The organism is Natronorubrum tibetense GA33, from assembly GCF_000383975.1.
Taxonomy (GTDB): domain Archaea; phylum Halobacteriota; class Halobacteria; order Halobacteriales; family Natrialbaceae; genus Natronorubrum; species Natronorubrum tibetense.
Genome location: NZ_KB913017.1, coordinates 1,407,105 through 1,423,721, shown reverse-complemented (window position 1 = coordinate 1,423,721; position 16,617 = coordinate 1,407,105). Strand labels below are relative to the sequence as shown.

The window sequence follows — 16,617 nt, the reverse complement described above, 5'->3', positions numbered from 1 at the left end:
CGAAACTGTACCAGCGGCTACGTCGTAGTGATTCCACCGAAAACAAACGGATCGAACGCTCGAGAACTTAGAACGGGGCTTCGGGACCTTCGTCCGCGTCGCCGTCGTCGACGGTTTCGCCGGGGAACGACGGACTCATGCCGCCATCGCCGCCCATGTCAGCTTCGCCCTCCATGCCGGTGTGGGCGTTGACTTGCTCGATTTCGGGAATTTCCTTGACCATTCGGCTCTTGATCGCTTGAATCGTCATCGGCGAGATGCCACAGCCACTGCAGGCGCCGCCGAGCGCGATGGTGACCTCGCCGGTCTCGCGGTCGAGGTCCTGAATCGCCGCGCTACCGCCGTGCATCTGGATCTGCGGGAAGTTCCGACGCAGGAAGTTCGCGACGCGGTCCTCGAGGTCGTCCCCGTCCTGGGTCTCGGTACTCATACGATTCGCTTGGGTACGAGAGCCCCTAAACCTTCCGTCATCTATGTTCGTCTGGGAACACGTTATCGATCCTGACTGGTCGATCAGGCGAATCCGAAAACGCGCTGCAGTTCGGTTTCGATCTCTTCGACGTGTTTCTCGAGGACCTGCTCGAATCGCTCTTCATCGACGAGAACGCCCGACAGTCGCCCGTGGGGGTTGTCGGGAAGTTCGATACGGAACTCTCCCTCACCCTCGTAGAACGGTTCGCTCTCGTTCAACACCTGCTGGTCGATCGCGTGGACGAGTTCGGAGTCGTAGTTGTCGTTCATTCGGTTGAACGCGTTCTTGTACGCCTGCTGGAGTTCGGGAAAGTAGTTCGCGTACTTGTCTTCGAATTTTTCGGGGTCGAAGTCAGCCATACGCGAACCGAGGGTGAGCGGAGACAAAAGTCGGACGATCGGTCGACAGCCGTGTCGTGATCCAGTAGTTGATCTCGACGACGCGAGACGCGTTCCCGGAACGTGACAACCAACTACCCTGGTAGGGGTGTCCTACATACGGACGATGCGTGCGCAAGCGGAACCAACACTCCTGCGACGCTCCTCACGAGGTACATGTCCCCGGATGGCCCCCCCATTCCACGCGAAGAACTACCACCGGGATGGGGTGCCGTGACGTTCTGCGACGGCCAATTCGCGTATCGTCACAGACAGGCGCCGATCGAACTCGTCGCGGATCGAACGGCGGCCACTCGGTCTCACCCCGGACTCGGACTCAGTCGATGCTGGGAACTCCGATACCAGTACTCGCTCGGCGATCAGTCGATCGCCGAGTCGATCGGGCACGTCTCGACTCGCCGAGCGGCCGTCGAGGGCGTACTTCAGTGTATGCACCACATCCACGAATCCGTCGACGAACTGTGCGGCCCAGTCGAGATACAGGATGTCCTCGATCGAGTTCGGTTCTCGGATGTGGTTCCGGATGGTCAGTCGCCGACAAGGTGACTGGTTCGTGGCCGCCGTTAGCGAATTCGACCAATTCAATATAGCATAGTGTGATATATAATCCCCAAGTCAACGCTGTCTCGAGTCCGTAGCGTGCTTCGACGACCGCTGACGCCGATCTAGGCGAATCCGGTAACTACCCTGGTTCGCTGTCCACGAGGCGGTAACGAATTGCGGACCGTCGAAGTTGCGGCTCAGATGCCATCCTGTCGGTCACCAGTACGTGATAACGACCCTAGCGTTTGGGCAGTCACAGTGGGTTGAAACCCCGAACCCTGCAACGTCGTGTCCACGGATTCATGATCGACAGTATCGCTATTGTTCGCTACGACGCGGACATCGTGACATTCGAAAATACGCATCCCTTCCTCGGGGGTCGACGGTATTCGTGGAAGGTCGAATGCGGCGGTACATAGTCAGTCTCGTCACGATCGTTTCGAGTCCAGTCGCTCGACGTGGTCAGTAGCTCGGCGTTCTGCGAAACGTACATCCTGTGTGCCAGACGAGAAATCCTCGTCATGCGGAGCTCCTCTCTCGAACGACGACGAGACATATCGTGCTTCGCCACACCCTCCGTTTGACCATGTCTTCTCGTCCTGTCGCTGGCCCCTCGAGCATGAACGCTGCGAAACGACGTCGTTTCACAGAACACCGGACCTGGCTGTTGGCTCGGCGGCCGTATTTGCTTCTCCCTCGCGTGGGGTACTGCTGTGTGGTTCGAACGCGTTTTTCGCGCACGCGAGGATACACCGCGGTCACTCTTCGTTCGGTACTCGCGTGTCACAACGCGATCGATCGGTTTGGGAGGGGACCCCACTCGATTAGGGTGGGGTCAAACGGTTGCGACCCGTTCGAATTCGCGGTTTTTCGTGGAGCTCTCCTCGAGCGGGTGGCTCGAGTGTGCTGTCGACATCCGTCTCAGGCTGATTGCCTGGCTACCGTATGGGGTCGTCTGGACCGAGTGTATCCGGCGAACCTCGAGTTCGCGGTTCTGTCGGCGGTTGCTCGAACTTCCGGAGTAATCAATCAATAAACTCTATAGTACGATATTGAATCTCCCGTCCGGCGACGATCTCACTGGCGGAGCGCTTATGCTCTCGTCAACGAATGCGTAGACACGGAAGCCACCCGATGGTCCTATGATATCTCAGATTCCCTTTGCTATCGACTTTCACGTTCATTCGGACGACTCGTACGACGGCCACGAACCGATCGAACTCATCCTCGAGCAGGCGGCCGATATCGGTCTCGACGGAGTCGTTATCACTGATCACGACGAGATCAGCGAGTCGATTCGGGCCGCCGAACTCGCACCGGAGTACGGCCTGATCGGCATCCCCGGCGTCGAAGTTTCGACTAGGCACGGCCACCTGCTGGCGATCGGTGTCGAGGAACGTCCAGACCCCGGTCAACCGTTCATGGAGACCGTCCAAACCGTTCGTGAACTCGGCGGAATCGCGATCGTCCCCCACCCCTTCCAGCGAAGCCGCCACGGCGTCCGAAAACGGCGGATCAAGGATGCCGATGCGATCGAGACCTACAACTCGATGGTCTTCACCGGCTACCGCAACCGTCGCGCTCGCACGTTCGCGCGCCGCCGCGACTATCCGGAAATCGGCGCGAGCGACGCTCACTATCTCCCAAACGTCGGCAAGGCTTACACAGAAATACTCGTCACACCGGATTCCGAGAATCCGACCAGGGCGGACATCGACGGCGAGGAACTCGTCGATGCCATTCTCGAGGGCCGAACGCAAATCCGCGGCAAGCGCACGCCGATCCACAAGAGCACGGTTCAGTACGCCAAGGGGGCGGTCCGCAAGTCGACGTATCTGTTGACCAAACGTGCGCCGCTGGTGCCGACGGTTCCGGCGTCGATGGAGCGGTCAGGATAGGGTCGCTAGATACACCGACGTTCAGGAGAGTTGTTCGCCGACGATCTCGTCGGCCCGTTCGATAAACGCCGATTCTTCGCCTTTCGGTACCGTCGCACCGGCGGCGACGTCGTGACCGCCCCCGTCGCCGCCGACGGCTCGAGAGGCCTCGCCCATGACGACCGAAAGGTCGAGTCCCTCTCGGACCAGATTGTGGGTCCCGCGGGAGGAGACCTTCAGTTCGTCCTCGTTTTTCTCCGCGAACGCGAGGATCGGCTTCGATCGGCTGATCCCCTCGTTCCCCATCGCCATCCCGGCGACGATGCCGACGATAGTTTCGCGGATCTCGTCGCCCGCGTCGAACCACTGGAGGTGGTCCTCGTGCGTGACGCCTTCGCGCGTGACGAGGTCGATTCCGTTCGAGAGGTTCCGTCGGTGATCTCGGAGGAGTTTTCGCGCGCGTTCGAGTGCGTCGCCCCGGTCCCCGAGACAGACGCCGAGACCGACGTCGGCGCGTTCGTAGCGTGCGGTCGCGTTGAGCAGTGTCGAGAACTCGCTGGCGTCTCGGAGTTCGGTGCCGACGGGTTCTGCGGGCAGGACGTACGCGGTGCTGACGAGTTGGTCGATCTTACTCGCGGGAACGCCCTTCGAGACGGCCCGTTGGACGAGCGCGCTGGCGACGGTCTGTTTCTCGTCGTTCGAGAGGCCGGACCACCGGCGCCACTCGCCATCCCGTTTTAGGTCGAGATCGAGTCCGTCGAGGAATCGGAGCGCACCACCTTCGTTGTTGGAGATGCCGGGAATGTGGACGTCGGTGGCGTACTCGAACAGCTTGGGGAGGGGTCGGGTCTGTTTCCCGTAGAGTGCGAGGTCCGTCCCGGTCTCGACGACGCCGGCCTCGACGCCCTCCTCGACGATCTTCGCGTTCGCGCCGTGGAGTTCGCCGCTCGAGGCCTGCATGTCGCCGACGGCGCCGACGACGGCCAGTGCGGCCAGATCGCGGTTGTCGGCGCGGGCATCGTTAGTACCGCTCGCGGTGACGATCCCGCCGTCGGACCGTGGGTCCATCCATTCACTTTCGGCCGACGTTTCTTCAGTCGAACGCCGTTCCCCATTCCAAACCTCAGCGAGCGCGCGGGCGAGCACGTAGCTCGCGCCCGCACCCGAGAGTTCTGAGGCGCCGTTGATCCCGAACAGCAGCGGGTTGAGGTGGTACTCGGTCTCCCGGTCGGCGGGCTGGTGGTGGTCCGCGATGACGGGTGTGAAGTCGCCGTTTTCCTCGTGTTCGCCGATGATATCGAGCTGACCGCTCCCGAAGTCGGTAAAGAGTACAGTCTCGTAGTCCGTCGCCGCGATATCGGCGATAGCGGTCTCGTCGAGCTGTTTCTCGAAGACTGTCTCGAACGGGATCTCTGCCCGCTCGAGCGCGCTAGCGGCGATCGCGGCGCTGGTCAGCCCGTCGGCGTCGATGTGGGAGGCCAGCAGCACGCGGTCGGCGTCGGACAGCCGCGTTGCACACCGAGTCGCACGATCCTCGAGTTCGGGTACTGGCCCTGCCATGGAGGGTCGTTGGTTCGGCTTCGATCATAAACTTGCGGTCTGGCTCAGAGGAAGAGCATCTCGACCACGGGTTCGCGGAACAGGAGCAGGAGAATGTTGTTGACCGCGAACAGGGTGTACAGCACGACGACGACCCCGACGAAGCGGACGTCCATCGGGTCCGAGAGGACGTGGCCGATCATCACGACGGCGGCGGCGTAGCAGAGGGCCGCGACCGGGACACCGGGCAGTCCGAACAGCTGATAGAACAAAACGGTGATGGGGTTGAGTTCGGTTGCGTACGGGACCAGAAAGAACAGCGTCGCTGCGATGGCGTCGATCGCCCAGAGGACGAGAAACGCGGCTCGGAGCCCGACGGAGTTCGGCGGATCCAGGCTACCTTTTCGGAGCGTTTCAACTGCCATAGACAGTAGATAGAAGGGGTTCACGGGGGAAGATATTGACCTTGCCAGCGCTGGTTGTGAGGCAATCACACCCGCTCTACGCCCGTCTGCTCGGTTCGATCGCGCGACCGCCCTGGCTACTCGCGAGCGCGTCGAACGGCTTCGAGCGTCTCCCGCGCGAGTGCTTCGAACGTGGCCTCGTCGGGGACCACGTCGACATCGAGTCCGTGCGCTGCGGCGGTTTCGGCCGTCGGCGCACCGATGACGCCGACGGTGGCCTCGGCGAGTCCCTCGAGTGCGTCCGCACGGACCCCTCGCTCGGCCGCGGCCTCGAGGAAGTGTTCGACGGTCAGCGACGAGGTGAAGCAGACGGCATCGAGGTCGCCTGCGGCGGCGAGGGTGGCGGACTCGCCGCTCCCCTTAGGTCGCACCAGTCGATAGAGGACCGTCTCGTGGACGTACGCACCCGCGTCTTCGAAGCCCTCGAGCAACACCGGGCTCCCGTGGTCGCTGCGGGCGACTTCGACGCGCGCACCGTCGATCTCGTTTGCTAGCGTAGCGACAAGTCCGCTCGAGGTGAACTCTTCGGGGACGATATCGACTGCGTACCCCTCCTCGCGGAGCGCGTCGGCGGTTGCGGGACCGATCGCACAGACGGTTTCGCCGCTCTCCTCCCAGCCCGCCTCGGAGACGAGTTCCGCACCCGTCTTGCTGGTGAAGACGACGTAGTCGGCGTCGGTTCGGGGCGTCGCGTCGGTTGGCTCGACGGCGAGCATCGGGTCCGGCAGGGGATCGGTCCCGAACTCCTCGAGCAGGCTGACAGCATCTTCGATTCGCTCGTCGTCGGGGCGAAAGACGGCAACGGTGGGTGTCTCTGGTGTTTCGCTCATCGTGGGTCCCTCTCAGTCGTCCTCGCTGGCCGCGCCGTAGTCGTTTTGCAGAAAGTCGACCACCGACTCGCGACTGCCGGCGACATCGCCGATCACCGTCACGGCGGGTGGCGAGATCTCGGCCTCGTCGCGGGCGTCGACGATCGTCTCGAGCGTTCCCGTCGCGACCTGCTGTCCCGGCCAGGTGCCGCGTTCGACGAGGGCAACGGGCGTCTCGGGGGCCATTCCGGACTCGAGTAAGGCGTTCGTGTAGTCGGGAAGCCGACCGACGCCCATCAGGACGACGATGGTGCCGCCAGTCGCTGCGAGAGCACCCCAGTCGACGGCGGACTCCTCTTTCGTCGGGTCTTCGTGACCCGTGACGAACGAGACGGAAGAGGCGTGATCGCGGTGGGTGACTGGGACGCCAGCGACCGCGGGCGCCGCGATAGCTGACGTAACTCCGGGCACGACCTCGAAGGGGACGTCGTGGGCCGCGAGGTACTCCGCCTCCTCGCCGCCGCGGCCGAAGACGAACGAGTCGCCGCCCTTGAGCCGAACGACGCTCTTCCCCTCGCGGGCGAGTTCGACCAGTCGCTCGTTGATCTCGGACTGTGGCGTGCGTTCGCCGCCGGCGCGTTTGCCGACGTCCTCGCGGCGGTCTTCGGGCAGCATCTCGATGATCTTCGGGCCCGGAAGCTTGTCGTGGAGGACGACGTCGGCCGACTCGAGCAGCCGGTGGGCTCTCACGGTCAGGAGTTCGGGGTCGCCGGGTCCGCTGCCGACGAGGTAGACGGTGCCGGGGTCGACGTCGACGGGATCGAACCCGGAGGACTCAGTCGACGTGTCCGCGTCCGTCATCTACTTTCCCTCCGGCTTCTCTGCCTCGGAGACGCCGTCCTCGTCCTCATCTTCGTCGGCTTTCTCACGCGCTTGCTCGATCAACTCTGCGGCGCCGCGGTCGGCCAGATCCTGCGCGAAGTCACGAGCAGCCTCGACGTGGCTCTCGATCGGCAGGTCCCGGCCGGCGACGACCGACTCCTCGCCGTCGCGGTCGAAGACGCTGACGTTCGCGTGGACGTACTCGCCCTGGACGACCGCGTAGATCCCGATCGGCGCGATACAGCCGCCGCCGAGTTCCGCGAGGATCGTCCGTTCGACAGTCGTTTCGACGCGGCTGCGCGGGTGGTCGATCACCGACTGAATCTCGCGGGCGGTCTCGCCGTCGACCGCGGTCACCGCGAGCGCGCCCTGGCCCGGCGCGGGGACGAACGCGTTCGTCGGCAGTTTCCGGTAGTCGACGTAGTGAGCGAAGCCGCTGCGTTCGAGGCCCGCCTGGGCTAGCACGATGGCGTCGAACTCGGTCTCGACCTCGCGGCCGAGGGTCTGTCGTTCGAGTTCGGAGAGGCCGTCGAACCAGTCGTCGACGGTCTGGTCGAACTCGGGTTCGAAGTCGTCGTTCCCGGTGTTCCCTTTGCGTTCTTTATCAGCTTCCGTCCGTTCCTCGTGTTCCGCCTGCAGTGCGGGCGCGAGCAGTTTCTCGAGGCGCGTATCCACGTTTCCGCGCAACGGTTCGACCGTGAGGTCGGGCCGCTCCGAGAGCAGTTGCGCGCGACGGCGGAGACTCGAGGTCCCCACGGTCGCGCCGTCGGGGAGTTCCTCGAGCCTCGAGCCGTCGGGCGTGACGAGGATATCTCCCGGTTTCCCCCGTTCCGGCACCGCGGCGGTCACCAGTTCCTCGGGCTGTTCGGTGGGCATGTCCTTCATCGAGTGGATCGCGCCGTCGAGGTCGCCCTCGAGGACGCGCTCGTCGAGTTCGCGGACGAACGCGCCGGTCTTCCCCAGTCGATGGATGAGTTCGTCTCTGATCTGGTCGCCCGTCGTGTCGACGGTGACGAGTTCGACCTCGTACCGTCGATCCTCTAAGGCCTCCTGTACCAGCGAGGCCTGCCGCCGAGCGAGTGTGGACCCCCGTGTCGCCAATCGAAGCGTCCCGCGCGTTCTCATAGAGATGAGTCGTCGCCTCGGGTATGAAAAGCGCACGCTTGTCGGTCGCTGACCGGTCGACTCGATTATATGTGTCTGCGGGGCTTCGCTGTGGGCGATTTGTGGCGGAACCTGATCGGTATCGATGGTCGATCTCTTCCCGAAATTCCGGCGGGAACACGTTCGGACGGACACTTATACACTCGCCATTCGTAGAATCGGCCGGATGAGCGAAACTCTGTACGACCGACTCGGCGGCGAGGACGCCATCGCGGCAGTCGTCGACCGGTTCTACGAACGCGTGATTGCGGACGAACAGGTCGCCCACTACTTCGACGACGTCGACATGCAGAAACAGCGCGCCCACCAGGCCCAGTTCATCAGCGCGGTCGCTGGCGGGCCCGTCGACTACTCCGGCGAAGACATGGAGGCCGCACACGACGACCTCGGGATCACGAAACCCGACTTCGATGCCATCGTCGCCCATCTCGAGGCCAGCCTCGAGGAGTTCGAGGTCCCGGCGGACGACCGGCAGGCGGTCCTCGAGGCCGTCGGTCAGTACGAAGACGATATCGTCACGGCGACGGCCTAAGTCACGAACCGACGGTCGACTGCTATCGGACCCGAGACCTTTTCATCCCGTCGCGGGTATCACCACGCAATGGCTGCAGTTACGCTGGGTCCCGAAGGAACCTACTCACACCGGGCGGCAACGGCGGTCGCGAACGGCGACGAGATCGACTTCCGCCAGTCGGTGACGGCGATCGTCGACGCCGTCGCCGGCGGCGAGTACGACCGCGGCGTCATTCCGATCGAAAACAGCATCGAGGGCTCCGTCACGGAGAGCCTCGACGCGCTCGCGGAGTACGACGTCGCCGTCGTCCGCGAGATCGTTACCCCCATCAAACACGCGCTCCTCGCACAGGGGCCGGAGTTCGACACCGTCGCCAGCCACTCGCAGGCGCTCGCCCAGTGTCGGTCCTACCTCGAGCGCGAGTACCCCGACGCCACGCTCGAGGCCGTCGCGAGCACGGCCCAGAGCGTCGAGTTCGCCCGCGACGACCCGTTGACCGCGGGCATCGCCCACCCGGACAACGGCGGCGACGGCATCGAGGTGCTCGCCGAGGACATTCAGGACCAGGACTCGAATGCGACGCGCTTTTTCGCGCTCGCGCCCGCCGAGGACCGCTCGAAGGGCGGCGGCAAGAGTTCGCTCGTGGTCTACCCGAACGCGAACTATCCGGGGCTGTTGCTCGAACTGCTCCAGCCCTTCGCGAACCGCGATATCAACCTCACGCGGGTCGAATCCCGTCCCAGCGGCCAGCGACTGGGCGACTACGTCTTCCACATCGACATCGAGGCCGGCCTCTACGAGGCCCGGACGAAGGAGGCGATCGAGGAACTCGAGGAGTTAGCCGAGAAGGGGTGGGTCCGGCGGCTGGGATCGTACGACACCGAGCACGTGGTCGGATAGGGCCGGCGGTTCGAAACCGGAGTGGGGCGGTCTCGGAACGATTCGCTTTGATCTCGTTCGTTGAGCGGCGTCGCTGCGATTCGACCGGTCTGCTTCGTCGGACCGAAAACGGTTTTCCGCATCCCCCGCGGGAGTACGCATATGACACTCGACGAAGGGGCCGACGCCCCCACCGTGACTGCACCGAACCAGGACGGCGAGGAGGTCAGCCTCGAGTTCGACGACCCCGCTGTCGTCTACTTCTACCCGAAAGACGACACTCCCGGCTGTACGATTGAAGCCAATCAGTTCCAGCGCGAGCACGAGACCTACCAGGATGCCGGCGTAACGGTCTACGGCGTCTCGCGGGACGACGTCGACTCGCACGACTCCTTCTGTCAGCAGGAGGGACTCGAGTTCGACCTGCTCGCCGATCCGGACGCCGAGATTGCCGATGCCTTCGACGTCGAACTGCGGGACAGCGGCGTCACTACGCGGACGACCTTCTTCCTCGCCGACGGCGAGGTGAAGGCGGTCTACGACGGTGTCGATCCGGACGGCCACGCGCGCGACGTACTGTTAGACGCGCTCGACGACGGGCTTGTGTCGCTGCCGGAGTAGGGTTGGAGTCGCTGCCGGAGTAGCCGGTTGTGACCTTCCACCGCGGGCAGAATTTATCCTGCTCGAACCCGTAGCAGCGAGTATGCGAAAGAACCCCTTCGAAGATATCGAGGAGATGCTCGACCGCGTCAGCAAGCAGGTCGAATCGGGGATGACCAGCGGCGGTCTCCAGGTGCCGGGATCGGTCCCGGCCGACGTCGTCGACACGGGTGAAGAGTACCTCGTCACGGCCGATCTACCCGGCTACGAGACTGACGATATCGAACTGACGCTCTCGGAGGGGACGCTGCGCCTCGAGGCCAGTCGCGAGGATGAGGAGGCCTCGGCGGACGGACGCTACCTCCGGCGCGAGCGGACGCGAACGTCGGCCAACCGCCGCATTCGTCTTCCCGAGCCGGTCGAGGAAGAGGAGGTCTCGGCCGGCTACGAGAACGGCGTGTTGACCGTTCGCCTGCCGAAGATCACCGGTGGCGAGACGTCGAAGGAGATCGACATCGAGTAACACTGGTCGGAGACGGCGATCGGCGATTTTCCTGCGTTACCGACGGCTGGTATGGAAAGCTATAGGGCGGCGACGCTCGGACACGTATATAAGAATGAGCGACGCGGGATACGACCATGCGGCGGTCGAACGGCGCTGGCAGGAGGCGTGGGACGACGAAGACGCCTATCGGACGCCCGACGACGTCGAGGATCCGACGTACGTCCTTGGCATGTACCCCTACCCGTCGGGCAAACTCCACATGGGCCACGTTCGGAACTACACGATTACGGACGCCTATGCCCGATTCCGACGAATGTGCGGCGACGAGGTCCTCCACCCCATGGGTTGGGACGCCTTCGGTCTCCCCGCCGAAAACGCGGCCAAGGAACGCGACACCAATCCGCGAGACTGGACGTTCGACTGCATCGACACGATGACCGACCAGATGGAGTCGATGGGCTTTGGCTACGACTGGGATCGCGAGATCGCCACCTGCACGCCGGAGTACTACCAGTGGAACCAGTGGCTCTTCTCGCGGTTCCACGAGGAAGGACTCGTCGAGCGTCGCGACGCCGAGGTCAACTGGTGTCCCCACTGCGAGACCGTGCTGGCCGACGAGCAGGTCGAGGGCGAGGCCGAACTCTGCTGGCGCTGTGATACGCCCGTCGAACAGCGGGAACTCGAGCAGTGGTTCCTGCGGATCACCGAGTACGCGGACGAGTTGCTCGAGGCCATCGACGACCTCGAGGGCTGGCCGAACTCGGTCCGCCAGATGCAGCGCAACTGGATCGGCCGACAGTTCGGGACGGAACTGGAGTTTCAGGTGGCGGGTCACGGCTCCGTCGAGGCCTTCACTACCCGCGTCGACACCATCCACGGCGCGACGTTCTTCGCGCTCGCGCCGGACCACCCGATCAGCGAGGAGTTGGCCGAGGTGGACGACGACGTTCACCAGTTCGTCGAGCACGAAGCGGACCCCGAGGGCGACGAACCGAACGGCGTCGCAACGGATCTGACCGCGACGAACCCCGTCACGGGCGAGGAGATCCCGGTCTACGTCGCCGACTTCGTCCTTTCTGACGTCGGGACGGGCGCGCTGATGGCCGTTCCGGGCCACGACGAGCGCGACCACGCCTTCGCGACGAAGATGGACGAGGAAATCAAGCCGGTCATCGCGCCGAAGCCGGACGACTGGGACGGCGAGACGGTCCCCGACGCGCCGGACGTCAGCGAGGAAGCGTTCACCGACGACGGCGTCCTCGTGAACTCGGGCGAGTACTCCGGTCTCGAGAGCGCCGAAGCCCGCGAACGGCTGACCGTCGATATCGACAGTGCCGAGGAGTCCACGCAGTACCAGCTTCGCGACTGGGGGATCTCCCGCCAGCGTTACTGGGGGACGCCGATCCCGATCGTCCACTGTCACGACGACTGCGGCGCCGTGCCCGTGCCCGAGGACGAACTCCCCGTCGAACTGCCCGAATTCATCAACACCACCGGCAATCCGCTGGACGCCGCCGAGGAGTGGAAGCAGACGACCTGTCCCGCCTGCGGCGGCGAGGCCACCCGCGAGACGGACACGATGGACACGTTCGTCGACTCCTCGTGGTACTTCCTGCGCTACGTCTCGCCGGGCCTCGAGGACGCGCCGTTCGACCTCGAGCGAGCCAACGACTGGATGCCCGTCGATCAGTACGTCGGCGGCATCGAACACGCCGTGATGCACCTGCTTTACTCCCGATTCTTTACGAAGGTGCTGGCGGACCACGAGGGGCTCGAGCACCGCGAACCCTTCACGAACCTGCTGGCCCAGGGGATGGTCCAGTTGGAGGGCGAGAAGATGTCCAAGTCGAAGGGGAACACGGTCTCGCCCCAGCGGATCGTCGAGGAGTACGGCGCTGACACGGCCCGGCTGTTCATGATGCAGGCCGCCCAGCCCGAACGGGACTTCGACTGGAGCGAGGAGGGCGTTCGATCGACGTACGCGTTCCTGAGTCGACTGCAGGAGATGGTGGAAGGCTACGTTTCGGACGATCCCAAGGGCGAGGACGATGCCATCGCCAGCTACGTCGACGCGGAGATCGACGCGACGATCGCCATCGCCAGCGGCGAGTACGACGAGCTAAGGTTCAACCGGGCGCTGCGCGAGACGCAGGATCTGACGCGGACGCTCCGGCAGTACGCCGATTACACCGATCCCCACGCCGAAACCTACGAACGCGGACTGTCGGCCGTCGTTCGCCTGCTCGCGCCGGTCGCTCCCCACCTCGCTGAAGAGCTGTGGGACGAACTGGGTTACGACGGGTTCGTCGTCGACGCCGAGTGGCCGACCGCACAGGTCGACCGCGACTACGTTGCCAAACGCCGACGACTGGTCCAGAACACCCGCGAGGACATCCGCGACATCGTCGAGGTAGCCGGTATCGAGGATCCCGAGGCGATCGACGTCGTCGTCGCTCCGGACTGGATGTACGACGCCCTCGAGATCGCCATCGAGAGCGACGCCGACAACCTGATCGGCGAACTCATGCAGGAATCACACATCCGCGAGCAGGGTGACGACGCCGCCAGCTACGGGCAGGACCTGCAGGCCGAACGCGAGGCGCTCTCGATGACGCTCGGTCCCGACGACGAGCACGCGGCCCTCGAGTCTGCAGCCTGGCTGATCGAACGCGAGTTCGACGCGCCGGTGTCGGTCGTCCACGCCGAGAAAGCCGACGACAGCGCGATCAAAAACGCCGAACCCGGACGGCCGGCGATCGAGATCGACGACTAACTTCGGTTCGAGCGACGGATCGGCCGACTATAGTGACCACTGGAACTCAGTGCACACCCGATCGCATGGCAGCTATACGATCGGTGTGTGAACAGTTCCAGTTGTTACTATAACGGACAAACGCGTCTTCAGGTCTCGAACCACCACCACTTCTGACAGACGGCTGTCTACTTTATACCGTTTCCCAACGTACCGTGTCGTACAGCCCGCACGCTGATTCTCGAGGATGACACAACACAGACAGCAACGGACGCGGACACGACGACGGAAACGAACCGACCCGTTCCGATGGACGTTCGCGGACGGCTCGTCGCCGACCGCGCCACACGTCGCGTCGATGACGTGGCGGGACGGCGCGTTCCTTAACTGGCCCGTCGATCCCGACGCGCTTCGTCCGCGCGTCCCCGATCAGTTGGCGCTCGAGACGTACGACGGCGACGCCTGGCTCAGCATCCTCCCGTTCGTGCTGACGAACGCGGGTATCCGTGGATCGCCCCCCATCGCCCGGACGGCGGTCGCCGAACTCAACGTCCGGACGTACGTTCGCCACCGCGGCGATCCCGGCCTGTTCTTCTTCAGTATCGACGTCGGAAGCCCGTTGGTCGCCGCGGCCGTCGGGCGAACGACCCGGCTGCCGGTCTACCACGCCCACATGCGAGTCGGTGCCAACGACGAGGCCGTCGCGTTCTCGAGCACGCGAAGCCAGACTGCCGTCGGTGCTCGACCGCGGTTCGACGACGACCAGTCTACGGCGCGGTTCTCCGCGACGTATCAGCCCGACGGTGATGTCTTTATGCCGGAGTCGGGGACGCTGGCGCACTGGCTCGTCGAACGGCGGCGGTTCTACGCTGCCGAGGAGAATCGTGGCGTCTTGACGGGCGAAATCGCACACGACCCGTGGCCGTTACAGCCCGCAACCGTCACGATCGACGAGAATACGATGTTCGAAGCGAACGACCTGCCGGTACCGACGGGCGACCCCGTCGTCTACTACTGCGACGAGCTTCGGATGACGGGGTCGGTTCCCCGACGACTCCGCGATCAGCGGTAGTTCGACGCGGCGCGATTTCAGTCCGAGTCGCCGACGCCGACGAGATCGAACGGCTGGCCCTCGCCCGCGGCTCGCGCGTTCTCGTAGACGACGTGGGCCGCAGCGACGTCCTGGATGGCCAGTCCGGTCGAATCGAAGACGGTGACGCCGGTCTCGTCCGTCCGGCCCGGTTTCGAGCCGACGACGACCTCGCCGATCTCGGCGTGGATGTCGTCGTCGGTCAGCACACCCTCGTGGTATGGAACGTTGATTTCGCCGGAGTGAGTACACTGCTCGTGATCGTCGATGACGATCGTGGCCGCCTGCAGGAGGTCGTCGGCCAGTTCGTGTTTCCCTTCGGCGTCGGCACCGATCGCGTTGATGTGCGTGTGGTCGCCGACATCGTCCGGGCCGACGATGGGGTCCTCGACGGGGGTCACCGTCGAGAGGATGTCGCAGTGGCCAGCTTCGGAGATGGATCCGCTGCGAACGTCGAACCGGTCGTCGTAGGCGTCGACGAACGCGTCGACGCGCGCGTCGTCGGGGTCCGAGACGACGACTTCCTCGATCGATCGAATCTCGCTGATCGCGTCGAGCTGCGTATAGGACTGGACGCCAGCGCCGACGATACCGAGGCTCGAGGCGTCGTCGACGGCGAGGTAGTCGGTCGCGACGGCCGCCGCTGCGCCGGTACGTTTCATCGTGAGCGTCGTACCATCCATGATCGCCTTCGGGAAGGCGGTCTCGGGGTCGGAGTAAATCATCGTTCCCAGGACGGTGGGCAGGTCGTGGTCCTCGGGGTTGTCCGGGTGGACGTTGACCCACTTCAGTCCGGCGGCGTCCCACTCGTCGGTCGACAGATAGGCCGGCATCGACCGGAAATCGCCGTTGTACTGCGGGAGATCGATGTAGGATTTCGCGGGCATCTGCGTGTCTCCGCGCTCGAAAGCGGCGAATGCTTGCTCGACTGCATCGATTACACCGTCGAGTCGCGCGTAGTCGTCGACGTCGTCGCTGTCTAGGAGAAGCGTGTTCATAGTGGCGAATATTGCGGCACCGTCTTAGTAGGTTCGAATTGTCAGGCCGGCACAGTCGTGGTTTCAGTGCCGACGTGCGGCGAGTCTCCGCCGGACCTGTTACGGAGAATCAAGGAGAAAGCCCGGTCCTTTAGGGCGGGGATGAATCCGACACTACCCTACACCAACCACTACTCGATGGCACGGCAGGATATGCCACGCTGCGTAATCCATACTTTCAAGTAGATTTGTTTACATAGGTTACGTATGGCGAAAGAGGTCGTCACCCGCACCTACACTGCTTCCATCAGAAACCAGTCACGGGTGTCCGACGACCTCGATTCGCTCGGGTTCGCCGCCAGCAAACTCTGGAACGTCGGACGGTGGACAATTAGTCGTGTCTGGGATGAAATCGACTATATCCCAGAACACGACGAACTCACCTCGTACCTCAAGTCGTACGAACGCTACGATGACCTACATTCTCAGTCAAGTCAGCGAGTCCTTCAAGAACTCGCTGAGGCGTTCAACGGCTGGTACGGCAAACGGCGCAACGGAGACACGCGGGCGAATCCGCCCGGCTACCGCAAATACGGTGACGAACATCCACGAAGCACAATCACGTTCAAAGCCGCTGGCTTCAAGCTCGATACCCAGTACGACCGTGTTCGGCTCTCAAAAGGCTCGAATCTCAAAGAGCACTGGTCGGACTTCATCCTCTGCGAATACCAGACTCGTCCCGACGTTGACCTCTCCACCGTAGAGAGCGTCCAACAAGTACGGGCAGTCTGGACAGGTGATGAGTGGGAACTACACTTCGTGTGCAAAGTCGAGATCGAAGTGGCCGAATCACCTGGTGAGAAGACGGTGGGTATTGACCTCGGCATCAACAACTTTGCCGCACTCGCCTACGAAGACGGCCACAGCGAACTGTACCCGCTGAGCTGCCTGAAGCAGGACGACTACTACTTCAGCAAGCGGATTGCCCGGTGTGACGATTCGAACTCCGAACAGGCCACGCGGTTGAACCAGAAGAAATCAGCTCGCCGTACTCACTACTTCCACACACTCTCAAAACACATCGTCCAGCGGTGTGTTGACGAGGGTGTTGGAATCATCGCGGTTGGCGACCTCTCTGGTATCCGCGAAGAC

At 63.6% G+C, this 16,617-nt stretch carries 16 protein-coding genes; 8 read left to right on the top strand and 8 right to left on the bottom strand.

Annotation, left to right across the window (positions count from 1 at the left end; translation table 11 throughout):
• Positions 1-67 precede the first annotated feature (67 nt).
• Complete coding sequence (locus tag NATTI_RS0107410) at positions 68-430, bottom strand: NifU family protein (protein ID WP_006092891.1); 363 nt, start codon at positions 428-430, stop codon at positions 68-70.
• A gap of 83 nt (positions 431-513) precedes the next feature.
• Entirely contained in the window at positions 514-831 is a 318-nt protein-coding gene (locus NATTI_RS0107405; protein ID WP_006092892.1) for a DUF5783 family protein, read from the bottom strand.
• A gap of 1,724 nt (positions 832-2,555) precedes the next feature.
• On the opposite strand from NATTI_RS0107405, the gene NATTI_RS0107390 reads away from it, so the two are divergent.
• Positions 2,556-3,311: a PHP-associated domain-containing protein gene (locus NATTI_RS0107390; RefSeq protein WP_006092894.1), complete on the top strand. Its 756-nt coding sequence runs from the start codon at positions 2,556-2,558 to the stop codon at positions 3,309-3,311.
• 21 nt (positions 3,312-3,332) lie between these two features.
• Here NATTI_RS0107390 and NATTI_RS0107385 read toward each other — a convergent pair whose 3' ends face one another.
• The 5 genes from NATTI_RS0107385 to hemC all read right to left on the bottom strand — a co-directional run bounded on the left by NATTI_RS0107385 (position 3,333) and on the right by hemC (position 8,109).
• Positions 3,333-4,850, bottom strand: a complete 1,518-nt coding sequence (locus NATTI_RS0107385) for a DHH family phosphoesterase (RefSeq protein WP_006092895.1) — start codon at positions 4,848-4,850, stop codon at positions 3,333-3,335.
• A 44-nt stretch (positions 4,851-4,894) separates the two neighbouring features.
• Entirely contained in the window at positions 4,895-5,254 is a 360-nt protein-coding gene (locus NATTI_RS0107380; RefSeq protein WP_006092896.1) for a hypothetical protein, read from the bottom strand.
• Positions 5,255-5,370: 116 nt separating this feature from the next.
• Positions 5,371-6,123 (bottom strand): uroporphyrinogen-III synthase, encoded by a 753-nt coding sequence (locus NATTI_RS0107375; RefSeq protein WP_006092897.1) that lies wholly within the window; start codon positions 6,121-6,123, stop codon positions 5,371-5,373.
• A gap of 12 nt (positions 6,124-6,135) precedes the next feature.
• Positions 6,136-6,963, bottom strand: coding sequence for a uroporphyrinogen-III C-methyltransferase (gene cobA, locus NATTI_RS0107370; RefSeq protein WP_006092898.1), 828 nt, complete (start codon positions 6,961-6,963; stop codon positions 6,136-6,138).
• Complete coding sequence (gene hemC, locus NATTI_RS0107365; protein WP_006092899.1) at positions 6,964-8,109, bottom strand: hydroxymethylbilane synthase; 1,146 nt, start codon at positions 8,107-8,109, stop codon at positions 6,964-6,966.
• Between the two features lie 205 nt (positions 8,110-8,314).
• On the opposite strand from hemC, the gene NATTI_RS0107360 reads away from it, so the two are divergent.
• The 6 genes from NATTI_RS0107360 to NATTI_RS0107335 all read left to right on the top strand — a co-directional run bounded on the left by NATTI_RS0107360 (position 8,315) and on the right by NATTI_RS0107335 (position 14,470).
• Complete coding sequence (locus NATTI_RS0107360; RefSeq protein ID WP_027119089.1) at positions 8,315-8,680, top strand: group I truncated hemoglobin; 366 nt, start codon at positions 8,315-8,317, stop codon at positions 8,678-8,680.
• A 69-nt stretch (positions 8,681-8,749) separates the two neighbouring features.
• The gene (gene pheA, locus NATTI_RS0107355) at positions 8,750-9,562 is read left to right on the top strand and encodes a prephenate dehydratase (protein ID WP_006092901.1); all 813 of its coding nucleotides are present in this window, start codon (positions 8,750-8,752) and stop codon (positions 9,560-9,562) included.
• Positions 9,563-9,703: 141 nt separating this feature from the next.
• The gene (locus tag NATTI_RS0107350) at positions 9,704-10,162 is read left to right on the top strand and encodes a peroxiredoxin (RefSeq protein WP_019991717.1); all 459 of its coding nucleotides are present in this window, start codon (positions 9,704-9,706) and stop codon (positions 10,160-10,162) included.
• A gap of 82 nt (positions 10,163-10,244) precedes the next feature.
• Positions 10,245-10,664: an Hsp20/alpha crystallin family protein gene (locus NATTI_RS0107345; protein ID WP_006092903.1), complete on the top strand. Its 420-nt coding sequence runs from the start codon at positions 10,245-10,247 to the stop codon at positions 10,662-10,664.
• Between the two features lie 94 nt (positions 10,665-10,758).
• The gene (gene leuS, locus NATTI_RS0107340; RefSeq protein WP_006092904.1) at positions 10,759-13,419 is read left to right on the top strand and encodes a leucine--tRNA ligase; all 2,661 of its coding nucleotides are present in this window, start codon (positions 10,759-10,761) and stop codon (positions 13,417-13,419) included.
• A gap of 226 nt (positions 13,420-13,645) precedes the next feature.
• Positions 13,646-14,470 (top strand): YqjF family protein, encoded by an 825-nt coding sequence (locus NATTI_RS0107335; protein ID WP_006092905.1) that lies wholly within the window; start codon positions 13,646-13,648, stop codon positions 14,468-14,470.
• A 17-nt stretch (positions 14,471-14,487) separates the two neighbouring features.
• Here the strand turns inward: NATTI_RS0107335 and NATTI_RS0107330 are convergent, their stop codons facing one another.
• Entirely contained in the window at positions 14,488-15,486 is a 999-nt protein-coding gene (locus NATTI_RS0107330; protein ID WP_006092906.1) for an ornithine cyclodeaminase family protein, read from the bottom strand.
• 246 nt (positions 15,487-15,732) lie between these two features.
• Between NATTI_RS0107330 and NATTI_RS0107325 the strand changes: the two genes are divergently transcribed.
• The coding region (locus tag NATTI_RS0107325) for an RNA-guided endonuclease InsQ/TnpB family protein (RefSeq protein ID WP_019991716.1) at positions 15,733-16,617 on the top strand (885 nt) is incomplete at its 3' end.